The sequence below is a fragment of the Coleofasciculus sp. FACHB-542 genome (genome assembly GCF_014695825.1).
Lineage (GTDB): Bacteria > Cyanobacteriota > Cyanobacteriia > Cyanobacteriales > FACHB-T130 > FACHB-T130.
Genome location: NZ_JACJPB010000049.1, coordinates 1 through 15,667 on the forward strand (window position 1 = coordinate 1; position 15,667 = coordinate 15,667).

Below are 15,667 nucleotides of genomic sequence, written 5' to 3' on the forward strand. Positions count from 1 at the left end.
TGAAGTTCGTCTGACTACTGAGCAAGTATTGACAATAATCCAGTTTGCTAAAGGTCATGAGACGGTCGAGCGCTGCCAGCAATGGAGCTACTGTACTGGTTATTCTTTGGATTAGCTAGACCCTACCTATAGCGGACTTGCGTAAGTCCTGTATAATCCAGTTTGCTAAAGGTCATGAGACGGTCGAGCGCTGCCAGCAATGGAGCTACTGTACTGGTTATTCTTTGGATTAGCTAGACCCTACCTATAGCGGACTTGCGTAAGTCCTGGTATTGAACCCCTCCCCGTGAACAGGGAGGGCAGGGTGGTTTCATACAGCGGTAGAAAAATCAGAATACTTTTTAGAGGCTGTATGAAAACGGATAGCTAAAAAGTATGAATCTAATCGCACAATTGCAGCAAGTCCCAGACTACCGTCACCTCCGGGGACGAAGACATGAATTCTGGTTGGTATTGTTGCTCATATTATTGGGAGCAATGACAGGGTATTGGGGCTACCGACCACTCGAAGACTTTACCCGTGTACACAGACACAGCTTGATAGAACTTTTAGACCTGGATAGGACGAGCAAGTTTCCCTCGTACTCAACGTTCCGACGAGTCCTCAAAACAGTAGATTTTCAGCCTTTAACAGACTTAATTCTTTACTTGGGCAGCCGCTTTTGTTCCACCGATGCCTGGAGAACGGCTGGCAATTGATGGGAAAAGCATTCGCTGCACGGTTACAGATTACACCGAGTCTTATCAAAACTTTATCAGTACAGTATCGGTTTACAGTCACCAACGGGGCATTGTTCTGAGAACGCAACCGATGTCAAATAAGCACATGAGTGAGGTGGCTATCGTACAGCAATTAATCTCTGAATTTTGTGGTCAACAGGTGATTTTCACTCTTGATGCTTTACACTGCCAAAAAAAACAGTATCGCTAATTATCAACAGTGGCATTGACTACCTGATTGGATTAAAAGACAATCAACCCACCCTATATAAAATGGCTCAACGCCAATCACAACGAGATATCCCACTCAGTAGTGCTACAACTGTAGAAGATATTCATTCTCGACAAGTGCAACGCGAGTGCAAGGTTTTCGCCGTTCCCCAACAACTACAGCAAACATGGACTGGAATTAAAACCTTTGTCGTTATTGAACGAGAGGGCAAACGTGATGGTCAGCCATTTCACGAGCGTCAGTTCTATATTTGTAGCCAGTCTTTATCTGCCCAACACTTGCTTGCCGACACCGTCGGACATTGGGGAATTGAAAACCGACTGCATTGGGTGAAAGACGTGACTTTCTCGGAAGATTTTCCACCCCGACGTGGTGGCAATGCTCCGGTTAACTGGGCGATTTTACACACCTTTTTCATCACGATTGCCAGATATCTCGGTTTCCGAACGATTCCACAGGCACAACGCACTCTAGCCAACCAACTCCACCGTGTTTTTTCTCTCCTTGTATGAAACCATCCTGCTACCCGTGAACAGGGAGGGGCAGGGGTGGGGTCAAACCCTACTGCCTCTCATCGAGAACTGCTAGATTAATTTGCTGGAAAACAAAAAAACCGGGTTTTATAAAACCCGGTTTCTCAAGAATTCTATTTTTCTCGATCGACAACCCACTTAAGGTTCCTGAAACGTTTCCACTTTGCCATCGGGGCCAAGAACTACCCGGATGTGGGCGTTGCGCTCGCCTTCGATGGGAGAAACAAACGGTTTCCCTGGTACTGGCATCCCGGTACGGTCAATATACTTGACTGACAGTTCTCCTAAGGGGCGAATGCGTTCGATGGAGCCATCCGGATTCAGCCGGAGATAGTATTGCAGCGGCTGTGTCAGCTCGGCGGGCGGTTTCCATTGCTGTTGGAAATAGTCCCGCACTTGTGCGACTTGAGGAATCGTGTCAAATAGCCGGTCATTCTGGGCGCGATCGCTACTGGTTTGGGCGCGATCGCTTCCAGATTCGCTGCCGCGTTTCGCTGCCGGTGGGGCAACGCTGCCGCGAGTCGCACCGGGACTCAGATCGCTGTTATTTGCAGCCGAGCTTTCCGCAGGAAGGCTGGCAAGCGACGGCAGATTGGGAAGCGGGGGAGGCGCGGCAGGAATGCCGGGGGCATTGGGGGATGCAGACTGGTTTGCACCCTCAGAACTTGAGGCGATGGAACCAGGAGCAGGAGCTGATTGCCCGATTCGGGGCGCACTCACCCCACCGCTACTGGGGATTGGCTCGAAGGGAAGATTATTGCGAATCGCCTGTCTTGGCTGTTCAGCCGGGGGTTTGGGGATGGGCGGGAAGTTACTGGGAGGAGGGGGCTGGAAAATGGCTCTTCCCTCTGGGGCAGAACGTTGTTGAATCGGGGGCAGATTGCTGAAAACGGGGTTGGAATTTCCAGGGGGATTCCGAGGAACAACGACGACCCCTGGGCTTTTGGCACTGAAAGGTGTCGGCGTAGTCACAGGAGCCGGAGATAACAAAATTGACGAAGGAGACCCCGTTGGCGTCGGCGATGGGGAAGACAAAGGAGGAGGCGTCGGCACTCCCGTCGTTGGAGTCGGCGTTATTGGAACCGGCAACACCTCGGTACCGGGCACTGGTGCCGGGGTAGTGGGTAATGGTGTGGGTGCCGGTGCAGAGGAGATGATAGTGGGACTAGGCTGCATTAGCTTCAGCGTGGCTGCTGTTATCCCCACCCCTAACAGAAAGATGGCTGCCGTCCGGGTCCAGATGGGCGGATTTTTCAACCACTGGGTGCGTTTGAGGGGAGGCAACGCCACCAATTCAGCATTGTATTCATCCAAAGCCGTAGCTAAGTCGAACAGTTGCAGCGCACTCAGCGTTACGACAGGTCCCGTTTCTTCCGTCGCCAAATGCCCCAAAAATAGGTCGTGGGACAAAAGTCCCCTCGGTTGTATATAAGGGACAAAGGTTTGAGGAGTGGGGGATTCAGGCGGCGAAAGAATGGTTGCCGCTTGGGCGGGGGCAGCAGCAGCCATCATCGGCTCGCCTACGGGCATTTGATGCGCCACCGGCTGCGATCGCGGGGATTGCTGAAGGAAGTCCTGCACGTAAACGCTAACAGCTTCGCAAAGGCTTTCTAATTGAGCGCGATTTCCGCGGATCGTCACTCGTCGATCTTCTGGCTGTCGCGGATCGTCAAAGCTTAGCTCAAATCGTAGATGCTTCAGCACGGGTTGTCCTGCCCAGCGAGACAGGGGCGAATCTTTCGCCTGGATTTCCAACGTGCAGGTGGGGGGTGTAAAGCGTCGCAAAACCATTTTGCTAATTCAGAGGATTGCTAATTGCTAAGTGTGAATTGCTAGCGGGCGCGATCCAAAAGTGCTAACCAGAGACGCCGATGACCATTGGGGCTACTGTAGAACAGGAGATCGATTAGAAGTTTCAAGGCCAAGTGGCTCAAAGCGTCGGACGATACATTGTCTTCTTCCTCCATGCGTTCCTGGTAAGTGTTGCTGAAGGCATCAAGATAATCTCCTAGTAAAGAAGCTTCGTGGGGTTCCCGGTTTTGCTCGGCTAGCTGTTCGAGCAAGGCAACGGCACGTCGGATTAGCTCTTGCTGCTGTCCGGCAAGGTGACAGACGATTAAAACAAGCGATCGCGCTTCCTCCACATCTAACTTCTTCCGCCCTCCCGAACTCTTCCGCATAGGGTTAGACTGGCGCAATCGCCACAAAGCCACCCGATCTGCCACCATTGACTCTAAATTCAATTGTGCTGCGGCTTGGAGTATCGCGTCGGAACCGATGCCTGCCAATGCTTCGAGCGCCAATAAAATTAAATCCAGTTGGGCTTTGATATTGTCCAACTGTACGGGATCTGGCGCGGAAGCAAGGGGTAAATCCTCCCAGCGGGGGGTTGGCGTCGTTGGTGTCTTCACGATGGAGGGCATATTTTTAGCTTAGGTGACGCAACTGGTAATAACTTCGCCGTTACGAGTCTTGAAACCAGACTATCGCGGTTTTGAGTAAGTTTCCTGTCGTCGCTCATGGCGAATGGCTGACTGTTTTTAAACAATTCGCCATTAGTAATTCGCTACTTAATATAGGCGATTGTGACCCCCGTGCCACCTTCTGGAGTGCCAGCTAATTCAAAACGCTCAATGAGAGGATGCTGTTTCAAGAATTCGTGGACCCCATCTCGCAGCCGTCCGGTTCCCTTGCCGTGGATAATCCACAAACAGCCTGCATCCATCGCTTGCGCGATCGCTTTCTCTAATGCCATCTCGGCATCCGGCACTCGACTCCCCCGAATATCGACGGTATTTTTGGAGGTGCGAATTGTCGGTTGTGGTTTGGGAGGTGCGGGTGGCTCTTTTGGAGTCGCCGCCGGTTTGGCTTTGGCGATGGGATCGGGTTTTTGACCGTCCAAAGATTCGATATCTTCGAGGGAGACGGTCATTTTCATTAACCCAAATCGCACGCTCATCTGACCCTCTGCGTCGGGATTGCTCAGCACTTCGGCGGTTTGTCCTAGGCGGGGAATCCGGACGCGATCGCCTGTTTTTGGTTTAAATCCCGGCTTGGGTTTGGGGGGCGGCGAGGGCAACAGATGACGTTCGGCAATTTCATTCAAGGCGTTGGTTGCACTTTGGGCATCTTGAGCGGTAGCTGGACCTTGCTGCAACCGCCGAATGACTTGGGCGATTTCTCCTTTAGCTTGAATCAGGGCTTCCTGCACAGCGCGTTCCTGGGAAAGCTTCAGCTGCTGTTCCCGTTCCTGCAAAGCGGCGGCTTTTCTCGATACCTCCTGATAAAAACGCTCTGCTTGCTGCAACAACTGACTGGCTTCTTGGGCTTTAGTTTCTTGATTGCGCCGTTGTGCTTCCAGTCCAGCAATCACTTGGTTGATGTCTTCTGAAGCACCTCCCACATAAGTTTGCGCTTGTTCGACAATTTCCCCCTTCAATCCCAACCGTCGCGCAATCGTCAGGGCGTTAGAACGTCCTGGAATTCCCCACAACAGGCGATAAGTGGGGCTGAGGGTTCGATCGTCAAATTCTACCGAGGCATTTTCAAAGCGCTCGTCTTCATATTTGAGCGCTTTGAGTTCGCCGAAGTGAGTGGTTGCAATGCTGAGATTGGCATGGTCAGCTAGATATTGTAAAAGCGCGATCGCTAAAGCACTTCCTTCTGCCGGATCGGTTCCCGCTCCCACTTCATCTAGCAAAACAAGGGAATTTGGGGTCATTCCCTCGGTAATTCGGCTGATGCGACGAATATGCCCGGAAAAAGTCGATAAACTCTGCTCTAAAGATTGTTCGTCGCCAATATCCGCCAGCACCAAATCAAACCAAGGCAATTCTACCGGCTCCCGCGCCGGGACAAATAACCCCACCTTTGCCATTAGTGCGGCTAATCCTAAAGTTTTTAGGGTGACGGTTTTGCCGCCTGTATTCGGCCCGGTAATCGTTACGACCCGAATCTCCGGCTGAACCAGTAAATCTACGGGCACGACGGCACCCCCGTTTTCGTGTCGCTGCTGCCAAACCAATAAAGGATGGCGCAACTGGCGCAGGGTGATGGAATTTTCGATTTTCGATTTTCGATTCTCGGCTGGGGATTCTCCCAACGCCTCTTCCGGGTTCCCTGGCTTTTCTGGCGGGGTGCGTTCGATAAATCTGGGAGGATTCGCTTCTAACCAATAACTGTATCTTGCCCTAGCAGCTGCCAAATCCAAAGTCGTCGCCACTGCCAACAACTGCTCTAAATCGGGTTTCACGGCTGCCACTTGTACCGTCAACGCTTGGCGGATGGCTTCTTCTTCGACTTGTTCTTGACGCCGCAACTGCCGCAATTGATTTCCCAATTGCACGATCGCATTCGGTTCGATAAATAGCGTCGCGCCGCTACCGGAAGTGTCGTGGACGATGCCGGGAATGGCGTCTTTTTGCGGTGCTTTGACGGGGATCACGAAGCGATCGCCCCGCTGTTTGATCGTCTGTTCCTGGACTGCATTGGCTTGGCGCTGCAAGATCCCCTGCAATATCTGATAAATGCGACCGCGTAGCTGCCGCAGTTGGATGCGAATCCCGCCCAATTTGGCACTCGCCCTATCAGCTACGTCTCCCCGCTCATCGATACAGTGGTTAATTTCCTGCTCTAATTCGGGATAGGTGCGGATATCGGCAACCAGCTCTTTCAGCACTGGCACATCTTCTTGATCGTCAATAATGCGCCGCAGACGCCTAACTCCAACTAAGGTGGTCGCGATCGCTAGCAACTCTTCCCCTGCTAAAATTCCCTGAAGTTCCGCCCGCTCCAGAGAATCTCCGATGTCCTGAATTCCTTCAAAACTCAACCCTGGAGAAAGACGATTCTCCAACTGGTAAATTTCCTGAGTTTGGGCGATCAGTTGCAGGCTCTCTGGCTGAGTCGCTGGGATTTGCAGATGATTGGCAGCGATCGCGCCCAACTTAGTGGCAGCAAAGGTAGACAAATGCTGACACAGGCGGGGCCATTCGAGTAATTCTAAGGTCTCAGATTGAATCAAAGCTTAAAAGCTATATCTAAATATTCAAGTGCTTATCTATATTAATTTTAAGCTCTGATTAACTGACCGCACGAGAACAAACATCCGCCAGCACCGCTTTCTTTACGCAAAGGCACCTTCCATCTCATACTGGCTTTCGGTAAGTGTCTCCCACCCGGTTTCCTCCCAAGGTTCCAGAACTCCGGCTGACTCTAAGGGAGCGATCGCTTCCAAGTGCATCAGCTCCTCTGTGTCAAAATCATCAAATATTTCAGTGAGTGCTTGCAAGTCGCGCTGCCTCATCGGCATTTGCATCACTGTGAAATAGCAAGCCAGCGCTGACTTGTTGGTAGATGCAGACATTTGCGTTCCTGATGAAGATAATTGCTTCAACCTAAAACAGGCTTTAGCTGCTTACCTCTATCCCTTTAGTGAAGTTTATTGCTCTTAAACTCTGCCTCTAGGAGGATGTTATTTATAAGCTCACTTGAACTTAACTCCAAAATTCTCTTTATAGAGAATACAAATTAAAAAAAGTTATCTTTTTTCCGGTTTTTCAGGAATGGCGGCTAGGCTAGTGATGTTTTATCTCAGTTCACGCGATGTGCAGGTTTAAGAAAGCCGTTTGATCGAGGCGAGGGATTACCTACATTTGATGAAACCAAGAGTTTCAACTTCAGGCAAACTGAGCCAACAACTGAGCCAAAGAGTGAGCCAAAGAGTGAGCTGAATCGCCAATAACGCTCTGAGATGATCTAAGTGCAGTCAGTTTAATTAATCGATGAAGCGCAAAGACGAACTTCTCTATTAAGGACTTTCTTGCGTAAGTCTTGAAACGATGGAATTTCTAACTCAATTAAGGACACTAGGCATTCATGCTGTTTAATTCAGCCAACCTACCCTACTGGATGTTTCTAGGGATGGGAGTCCTTTTATTCCTATTGGTGATTGTTTCCGGAGGAGGAGACTCCGACGTAGATGCCGACATAGACGCTGACATAGATACCGACGTAGATGTTATCGACGTAGACACCGACACGGATGGTAGCTTCAACTCCTTGGAAATTTTGGGATGGTTAGGCATTGGCAAAGCGCCGCTAATCCTATTATTAGGAACTGACTTTAGCCTCTGGGGTGTCATCGGCTGGATGCTCAATGTTTGGGTTGGTAGCCTCACAGGTGGCATCCCCTACCGTTTTTTTGGGTTAGGGGGAGTGGTGTTATTAAGTTCAATGGCAATCAGCTTGTTTCTAGGGGGGTTGATTTCTCGACCTCTGGGAAAAATCTTTGCTGCCTTTGGGGAAGATGCCAGTAGCGATCGCTTAATTGGTTGTTTCGGTACGGTAAGTTCTGCCTTTATTCCCCATAAACACAGAGGCAAAATTGGTCAGGTAGATGTCATCGATTCAGCGCGCAATCTAGTCACCATCAGCGCCACTTTACCTGATTGGGCAACTGTTCTCCCGCGTCGCAATGAAAAAGTCTTAGTCATTGAACGTTTGGAACACCACTATTTAGTCGTCGCCAAAGATAGTCCCGATCAAGAACATTGGCTAGAAAATGCACACAAAATCAAGTAGGAAATCTCTAAAAAATAGGATTCACCGCGATTCAAGCAAAGTCTATCTACGCGCTTACGCTAACCCTGAATTTAGAATTTCAATTTGCCTAGGTAGATAGGTTTCATCTGTATAGCCGAAACTTCCAATTGCTAGAGAAACTAACAGCAAACAATCAACTTCTTCAAAATTATGCTATTTTGGCTTACCTTCATTCAATCATTACCAATTGCTACCACATCTGAACTCTCGGAGCAACAATGGCAAACCGAGGCAAATTTACCCAAAAATGAGTCTACTTTAATCGCTCAAACCCTGCCTGCCCCGATACAACCAACGATTGCCCAACTGGGAAGTGGGATTGTCTTCCCAGGAATTATTGGGGCTTTGGTTTTATTACTGCTATTTAGCATTTGGGCATATACGCGAGTTTATGTTGTTACACCCAACAACGAAGCTTTTGTGAGGACAGGCGGAGTTTTTATTAAAAGTAAATCCGTTATCCTCTATGGTGGTTGCGTTGTTTTACCTGGCTTTCATCAGCTTACCCGCGTACCTTTGCGGGAAATTTCGATTGACGTTGAGCGCACCGGGAAGCTGGCTGTTCGTACTCAAGATTACCTCCGGGCAAATATGCGGGTGACTTTCTATGTCTGCATCAATGCCGATGAACAAGATGTTTTAACGGCGGCGGCTAGGCTATCTAGAGCTGGGAAAATTACGCCAGAAGATATTAAGGATGCCCTGGAAAAACGCGCAGATGATGCGATTCGAGCAGCGGCGAAAAATAAGAGTTTAGCCGAGATTGATTCAGACAAGATTGGGTTTGCTGATGCTGTTTTAAATTTAGTTCAGCAAGATTTGAAGAAAGTAGGTTTGACGCTGAACAATATTGCCATTTCAGAAATTGAAGAAAGCGATACCTACGATACGAATAACTTCTTCGATGCTCAAGGCGTGCGACTGCGGACTGAAACAATTCAACGCTCGATTCAACAAAAACGAGAAGTTGAATTAACGACTCAAGTTACCATTGAGCAGAAAGAACTGGATGCCCAAAAGCGATCGCTCCAAATCGAGCAAGAAAAAGAAAACGCCAAACAAGAGCAACAGTTACAAGTAGAAGCACTCAAAGCTCAAAAACAGCGGGAAATACAAGAATCGAAAGACAGAGAAGCTGCAACCGTGCAGCGTACCAAGATTTTGCAGCTTAAATCCGTTGAAGAAGAAGAAATTCGCAAGAAATTGGGGGTGCAACAAAGCCAAATTGAGGCAGATATTTCCCTAGAAGAACGCAATAAACAACTCAAAGTGGCGCAAGCACTGCAAAAACAAGAAGCGGAAGTTGCGGAAATAACCCGTCAACGCATCATTCAGGAGGAAGAAATTAACAAAAAACTGGCAGTACAACAAAGCCAAATTGAGGCGGATATTTCCCTAGAGGAACGCAATAAACAACTCAAAGTGGCGCAAACACTGCAAAAACAAGAAGCAGAAATGGCGGAAATTATTCGTCTACAGACAGTAGAATCCTCGAAATTGCAAGCGCAAGTGCAGGTAGCGGAGTCTGAAAAACTGTCAAGAATTGCCCAAGAAGAGGTAGCGATCGCAGTCGCCAACAAAAAACGGGAAAGCTTTGTCGCTGAGGCACAGCAAGCGAGAGCAGAATCATCTGTGACAACGGCAAGTGCAGTTGAGAAAGCCGAACGGGACAAACAGCTTTCCATTATTGCCGCCGAACGAGAAGCCCAAGAGAAGAGTATTAGCGATCGCAACGTTGTCGAAATTGACGCTTTCCGACGCAGAAGGCAAGCCGAAATCGCCCAACAAGCAGCAGAACTAGAAGCCGAAGCAATTCGCACCCTAGCAGATGCCAACCGCGACAAAGCCTTAGCCGAAGCTGAAGGTATTCAAGCCCAAATTGCTGCCCAAAATACGATTAGCGACGCTAACCTCACTGCCAAGATTATCACCACAATTTGGCCCGATCTAGCAGATAAATTGCCAGAAATTGTCAAGGCATTGGCACCGCAACCAGGAGTGATCGGCGATGCCCGAATTTACTCCTTCCCCGGCGCAAATGGCAACAACGGCAACGGTGCAGGTGACATCAACAAAATGTTACTATCTACCAGCGGTTTAGCCTTAATTAACACCTTGCTTGAAGATGGCAAATTAGGCTCATTAATTGGTCAAGTTAGTAATCTGGTTCGTAGCAACAACGGTAGCATTCCGCCAGAAGCTCTCACTGCCATGATTTCCTCAGTAGAAAAGCCAAGCCAAAATAACAACCAAGACGGTATACAAACCAGTTAAACCCTCGTTCCAACCCCTCTCCTGTAGAGACGCGATATATCGCGTCTCTTTTCCGTAATTGGCAAGGCGTTTATGTCTTCTTGTCCGAGAAGCATTGCCATATCCACCCTACTTTGGGAAGATGCCACTTACGAACGGCTGAGCCAAGTTTGAAGGGAATTTTACCCAGGCAAATCCAGCCACACGACAATGAGACGGTTAATCCTCCCCCTAATCGGGTTGCTGGCGCTTTTCACCTCTAGCTGTCGTTCTGAACGTGTGGTAGCCACCCCAGAACAAGTTGTACGCCAAAACAACCTCTGTCCCTCTCCCACAACCCAAGCTCAGGACTTCCGTGTGCTGGGTACCCGCCAATGGTCGCAGGGTGTAGTGGTACTCTATAACGCCATCTGCCCCAGCAGCGATCGCAAGCAAGCGCCGCCGCAGATATTTGGTTACAGCGTGCTTGTCAGTAAAGGAAGTGGCTGGGAACAGATTGGTAATGACAGCGCTGAATTCTTTCTGGATCGCCCACAGCTACCGCCAGAGGAGCTGGTATGGTATGGAGGCAGCAACTACTCGAACAATCAAGGTGAGACTTACGCCCTCACTTACGGTAAAGTACTCTCGCCAAAAGTTGCTGCTGTCGAAATAACCTTTGATAACGGGAAAATTCTGCGCGACGAAGCCACTAACGGTGTTTTTGTCCTAATATCACCAGGAGCTAATCATTCTTGCCAAATGCGGGTACTGGGTAAGGATGACAAAATACTGCGGCGCATCAATGATGTGAATTTTGTACAAAATAATCGGTGCTGATCGCTTTTTTGAGAATGCGATAGCGAAGCGCTGACAAGTCAGTTCGCGCTTTTGCAATTTTCACCAAATAGGGAATGCAATCGCAGCGCCTCACTTCCTATGCTTCCTCACTCAGTAGTTTTTCCTTCAGTTCCTGGCACTCTTTCGCTAACGGTATGCCTAAATCTGTAGCGATGGATAAGGCGCGATCGCAATACTCAAGAGCCAAAGCGCGATCGCCTAATTTTAGATGAAGTTCTGCCAAGTCGTTGAAAATTACAGCCTGACCCGAACGATAGCCAATTTCTAGAAAAATCTTTAAAGCCGTCTGCAACTTTTCCAGAGCTTCTGAATACTGCTCAATTTTGAATAGAGTATTCCCCAGATTTCCCAGTGCAGTTCCCTCACCGTGGCGGTTGCGAATTTCTCGTGCAATGGTCAAATGCTGCTGGATATAGTCGATGGATTCGGGATATTTCCCTAGACAGGAGCAAGCACTTCCCAAATTTCCCAGTGCAATTCCCTCACCCTTGCGATCGCCAATTTGCTGTGCAATTGTCAAACTCTGCTGGTAATAATCGATGGCTTGGAGATAATTCCCTAAAGAATAGTAAACACTTCCCAAATTTCCTAGTGCGCTTCCCTCACCCTTGCGATCGCCAATTTCTCGTGCAATGGTCAAACTCTGCTGGCAATAATCGATGGCTTGGGGATAATTTCCTAGAGTACGATAAACACTTCCCAAATTTCCCAGTGCGGTTCCTTCACTCTTGCAATCGCCAATTTCTCGTGCAATGGTCAAACTCTGCTGGTAATAATCGATGGCTTGGGGATATTCTCCTAGAAAGTAGTAAGCACTTCCCAGATTTCCCAGTGCAGTTCCCTCACCCTTACAATCGCCAATTTGCCGCGTAATAGTCAAATGCTGCTCGTAATACTCTATGACTTGGGGATAATTTCCTATAGTTTGGTAAACAATTCCCAGATTTCCCAGTGCAGTTCCCTCACCCTTGCGCTCGCCAATTTTTTGTGCAATGGTCAAATGCTGCTGGAGATATTCGATGGCTTGGGAATAATTTCCTAGAAAATAGTAAGCATTTCCCAAACCGCCATAGCAAATACCATTCCAATGATCGTTTAACTTACCTAACATTCTGTTGTACAGTTCAATCTGTTGGTGATAGTAACCCCAAATTCCTAATTGATTGTGTAATTGTTCCTTACTAGGAATATCGAGGCGAATAGAAAGGATTTGGCTAACTTCTTCCCAGAATCCTACCTCAGAGAAATGGTGAAATGCTTCCAGGTAGCCTTGCACTTTCTCTAGGTTAGAGGCATCTGGCTCTGGTTCATACGCCGTGCGCCACATCTCAGCAGCAATATAGTGATCGTCTTGCCACTCTAACCCTTGATTAGAGATTTTTCTAAGCAGTTCATAGGCTGTATTCCGAATCAAGTTATGCTGACGGAGCAAAAATTGACCCGTGTGAGTAACTGCCTCTCTAAAAACGAGATAGCGAGATTCTATAGTTCCCAGTGCAGTTGCTTTTTCTTGTTCTGTGCAACTCCCCAGCATTGACAGCCAGAATCTTTCTGGCACTGGATGCCGATAAACGGAACTGCGAAGGAGGAGTGTATAGGCATAGGGTACATCTTGCTGCAACCGTTCTAAAGACTTCCTCACCCTGTCTTTAACTCGCAGTTGCAACTCCTGATGACCAATCGCTGCTTCAATGGCTTCAAATTCTTGACGGTATTTGTTCCAGTACGCCACCACATTGCCATTAAACGGCTGAGCAAGGATTTCCCCAACAATCACTTCGATAACTAGCGGATGTCCTTCATAAGCTTTCCCCATCCGCTTGAGATAATCTGCTGTCTCTGATTCTGGCGGAATCTCCTTTTCATCTCTGTGGAACAACTTCTGAAACAACTCGAAGTGTTCGTTTTCATCAAGTCCCGTTAACCGTTCCTCATGCCAAAATCTTCGAGACTGGCAACTTTTAAACTGCGTTGGTAAATCCTGTGAAGTCAAAATCAGCCGACTTTGGCATTCCCCACCCGCCAGCAAGCGATTAAAAAATTCCCACCACCGCTCATTCTCAAACTCATTCCTGGCAGTATCCTCATCCCCTTTCCCTTTCAGCAGAAATTCTAGGGAATCTATCTGCACAAAGTAACGGTGATTTCGCAGCTTTTGCACCAAGCGATTTAGCAAGCCATCTGCATTTTTGCGCTCATCTGCCGTTACCTCTTCTCCCAGTTGGGTCAGCAGCGTATCTGCGGCGCTGACAAAATCTCGCATACCCCTATCATAAAAATTTACACATTTATACTGTTGCCAGTCTTCCCGCAACTCAACACTAGCCAAGCGTTCAGCTAAAGCGGTCTTACCTTGTCCCGCGATACCAGTAATAACTAATACTCGGCATTGTCCCCGCAACTTTTCGCTTAATTGGCGACTCAGTTCTCCTCGCTCTACCCAAGTCTCCTCGTCATAGGCACTACAAGGGATTGACGGAGTTTGAGGCTGGTTGACGGTCTTTTCTTCATTCTCACTACCCCTAACGATTTGAGAATTGCTACTGATTAACTCAGGCTTCTTATTGGCAAATAAAGTAATTAATGCAGGTAACTTGCGCTCTTCGTCTCCCTGAATATCAAAATTTTTATAAAGCTGTCTTAAATGCTGTTGGACAGCCTCTTCGCTCCCATTACAAAGCTCACAAGCGATTTTTATTTTGGTATCACCTGCCAAGATTTTCAGAAGTACCTGTTTGCGCTTAGAAGGTAGCTTATCTAAAGTTTCTTTTATTTGCCTTTCGTTCATATAAAGGAATTCTCATAAAACTGAGATTCTTCTCACTACCAATATATGAGAGTCTGTTGCCCAAAACTGTAAAAAGATGAGTTACAGCGCAATCGTTAAACGAAGACAGCCCATGAAAGACTTCAACTGCTTCATAAAAGCCCTGGAAATCACCCAGATTGTAGTGGCTCTTTTTGCTTATTCCCAGCCTTTGGGAATTGCCGCTGGTGCAGCCATTCTCGGCTACCTGTACCTAATACCCAACAACGACGAAAATGATGAGGATGAAAATCAAGACGAGAAATAACGGAACCTTAAGCAAAGAAGCGATCGCTCCGTGATTCCACTAGACTCAACCAAGAATGCGATCGCCCAAGCTAACTTAACCACCCGCTCGGAACAAATTCCTCATTGAATTTGATACTCTAACTTAAATAGTCTTGGGAACGGGAAGTTAAGAGTGGACATTCAAATTGGGCGGGGTAAGACAGCTCGCCGAGCTTATGGCATCGATGAAATCGCGCTAGTGCCTGGAAATCGGACACTAGACCCCAGTTTGGCAGATACCCGCTGGCGCATCGGCGGCATCGAGCGAGAAATACCGATTATTGCCAGTGCGATGGATGGGGTAGTAGATGTCCGCATGGCAGTTTTACTCTCTCAACTGGGGGCATTAGGCGTCCTCAACTTAGAAGGAATTCAAACTCGCTATGAAAACCCAGAGCCGATTTTAGATCGCATCGCCTCTGTGGGCAAAGAAGAGTTTGTCGCGCTGATGCAAGAACTCTATGCAGAACCCGTTAAGGAAGAATTAATCGAACGACGGATTCAAGAAATTAAGCAACAAGGCGGCATCGCAGCCGTCAGCGCCACACCAGCGGGAGCGACAAAGTACGGCGCAGCAGTGGCAAAAGCGGGTGCAGACTTGTTCTTTGTGCAAGCGACGGTGGTTTCCACCGCTCACCTCTCGCCTGAGTCAGTGACCCCCCTGGATTTGGCTCACTTCTGTCAAGAAATGCCCATCCCGGTCATTTTAGGGAACTGCGTCACCTACGACGTGACGCTGAACTTAATGAAGGCGGGTGCGGCTGGCGTGCTGGTGGGGATTGGTCCCGGTGCCGCTTGTACCTCTCGCGGCGTTTTGGGAGTAGGGATTCCCCAAGCAACCGCTGTTGCCGACTGTGCAGCCGCTCGCGATGACTATTTCCACGAAACCGGCAACTATGTCCCCGTGATTGCCGATGGCGGTTTAATCACTGGCGGCGATATCTGCAAGTCGCTTGCCTGCGGTGCTGACGGCGTGATGATTGGTTCTCCGTTTGCCAGAGCCAAAGAAGCACCCGGACGGGGGTATCATTGGGGGATGGCAACACCTAGCCCCGTTCTCCCTCGTGGTACACGCATTCGCGTCGGCACGACGGGAACGTGCGAACAAATCCTGCGCGGCCCCGCTGGTCTGGATGATGGCACCCATAACCTGCTGGGAGCCTTGAGAACCAGTATGGGCACGCTGGGAGCCAAAGATATCAAGGAGATGCAGCAAGTTGAAGTCGTTATCGCACCCTCTTTGCTGACCGAAGGGAAGGTCTACCAGAAAGCACAGCAGTTGGGAATGGGTAAATAAACTCACTGACTCATTTGCGTTCCTTAAGAAATTCCGGACTCCTGCTTAGAGGGCTGGAAAATCTAAAGCTGTCGCTTAGAATAGAGAAAGCGGAG

The 15,667-nt window shown here is 48.6% G+C and carries 13 protein-coding genes; 8 read left to right on the forward strand and 5 right to left on the reverse strand.

Annotated features, from left to right (window positions below; translation table 11 throughout):
* Nucleotides 1-375: 375 nt before the first annotated feature.
* From H6F52_RS19175 to H6F52_RS19185, 3 genes are read left to right on the forward strand one after another with little or no spacing between them, the layout of a single operon-like run.
* Complete coding sequence (locus tag H6F52_RS19175; RefSeq protein ID WP_190536437.1) at nt 376-699, forward strand: transposase family protein; 324 nt, start codon at nt 376-378, stop codon at nt 697-699.
* On the forward strand, nt 674-931 hold the full coding sequence (locus tag H6F52_RS19180; RefSeq protein WP_190524830.1) for a hypothetical protein: 258 nt from the start codon (nt 674-676) through the stop codon (nt 929-931). The genes H6F52_RS19175 and H6F52_RS19180 overlap by 26 nt, the downstream gene beginning before the upstream one ends.
* 14 nt (nt 932-945) lie before the next feature.
* A complete protein-coding gene (locus H6F52_RS19185) occupies nt 946-1,464 on the forward strand; it encodes an ISAs1 family transposase (protein WP_347276234.1) in 519 nt (172 codons plus the stop codon).
* 159 nt (nt 1,465-1,623) lie between these two features.
* Here H6F52_RS19185 and H6F52_RS19190 read toward each other — a convergent pair whose 3' ends face one another.
* From H6F52_RS19190 to H6F52_RS19205, 4 genes are all read right to left on the reverse strand, one after another.
* Nucleotides 1,624-3,276, reverse strand: a complete 1,653-nt coding sequence (locus H6F52_RS19190; protein ID WP_190536438.1) for a DUF4335 domain-containing protein — start codon at nt 3,274-3,276, stop codon at nt 1,624-1,626.
* Nucleotides 3,277-3,317: 41 nt separating this feature from the next.
* Nucleotides 3,318-3,908, reverse strand: a complete 591-nt coding sequence (locus H6F52_RS19195) for a DUF3038 domain-containing protein (protein ID WP_190536439.1) — start codon at nt 3,906-3,908, stop codon at nt 3,318-3,320.
* Between the two features lie 143 nt (nt 3,909-4,051).
* Nucleotides 4,052-6,508 carry an endonuclease MutS2 gene (locus tag H6F52_RS19200; protein WP_190536440.1) on the reverse strand — a complete coding sequence of 819 codons (2,457 nt, stop codon included), beginning with the start codon at nt 6,506-6,508 and terminating at the stop codon, nt 4,052-4,054.
* 102 nt (nt 6,509-6,610) lie between these two features.
* Nucleotides 6,611-6,850 carry a hypothetical protein gene (locus H6F52_RS19205; protein WP_190524838.1) on the reverse strand — a complete coding sequence of 80 codons (240 nt, stop codon included), beginning with the start codon at nt 6,848-6,850 and terminating at the stop codon, nt 6,611-6,613.
* A gap of 512 nt (nt 6,851-7,362) precedes the next feature.
* Here H6F52_RS19205 and H6F52_RS19210 point away from each other — a divergent pair.
* The 3 genes from H6F52_RS19210 (at nt 7,363) to H6F52_RS19220 (ending at nt 11,160) form a co-directional block, all read left to right on the forward strand.
* On the forward strand, nt 7,363-8,067 hold the full coding sequence (locus H6F52_RS19210) for an OB-fold-containig protein (protein ID WP_190536441.1): 705 nt from the start codon (nt 7,363-7,365) through the stop codon (nt 8,065-8,067).
* Between the two features lie 171 nt (nt 8,068-8,238).
* Nucleotides 8,239-10,362 carry a flotillin domain-containing protein gene (locus H6F52_RS19215; RefSeq protein ID WP_190536442.1) on the forward strand — a complete coding sequence of 708 codons (2,124 nt, stop codon included), beginning with the start codon at nt 8,239-8,241 and terminating at the stop codon, nt 10,360-10,362.
* A gap of 189 nt (nt 10,363-10,551) precedes the next feature.
* The gene (locus H6F52_RS19220) at nt 10,552-11,160 is read left to right on the forward strand and encodes a hypothetical protein (RefSeq protein WP_190536443.1); all 609 of its coding nucleotides are present in this window, start codon (nt 10,552-10,554) and stop codon (nt 11,158-11,160) included.
* A 97-nt stretch (nt 11,161-11,257) separates the two neighbouring features.
* On the opposite strand, the gene H6F52_RS19225 is transcribed toward H6F52_RS19220, so the two are convergent.
* Nucleotides 11,258-13,969 carry a tetratricopeptide repeat protein gene (locus tag H6F52_RS19225; RefSeq protein WP_190536444.1) on the reverse strand — a complete coding sequence of 904 codons (2,712 nt, stop codon included), beginning with the start codon at nt 13,967-13,969 and terminating at the stop codon, nt 11,258-11,260.
* 112 nt (nt 13,970-14,081) lie between these two features.
* Between H6F52_RS19225 and H6F52_RS19230 the strand changes: the two genes are divergently transcribed.
* A complete protein-coding gene (locus tag H6F52_RS19230; RefSeq protein ID WP_190536445.1) occupies nt 14,082-14,255 on the forward strand; it encodes a hypothetical protein in 174 nt (57 codons plus the stop codon).
* A gap of 153 nt (nt 14,256-14,408) precedes the next feature.
* Entirely contained in the window at nt 14,409-15,572 is a 1,164-nt protein-coding gene (locus H6F52_RS19235) for a GuaB3 family IMP dehydrogenase-related protein (protein WP_190412217.1), read from the forward strand.
* The last annotated feature ends 95 nt before the right edge of the window (nt 15,573-15,667 follow it).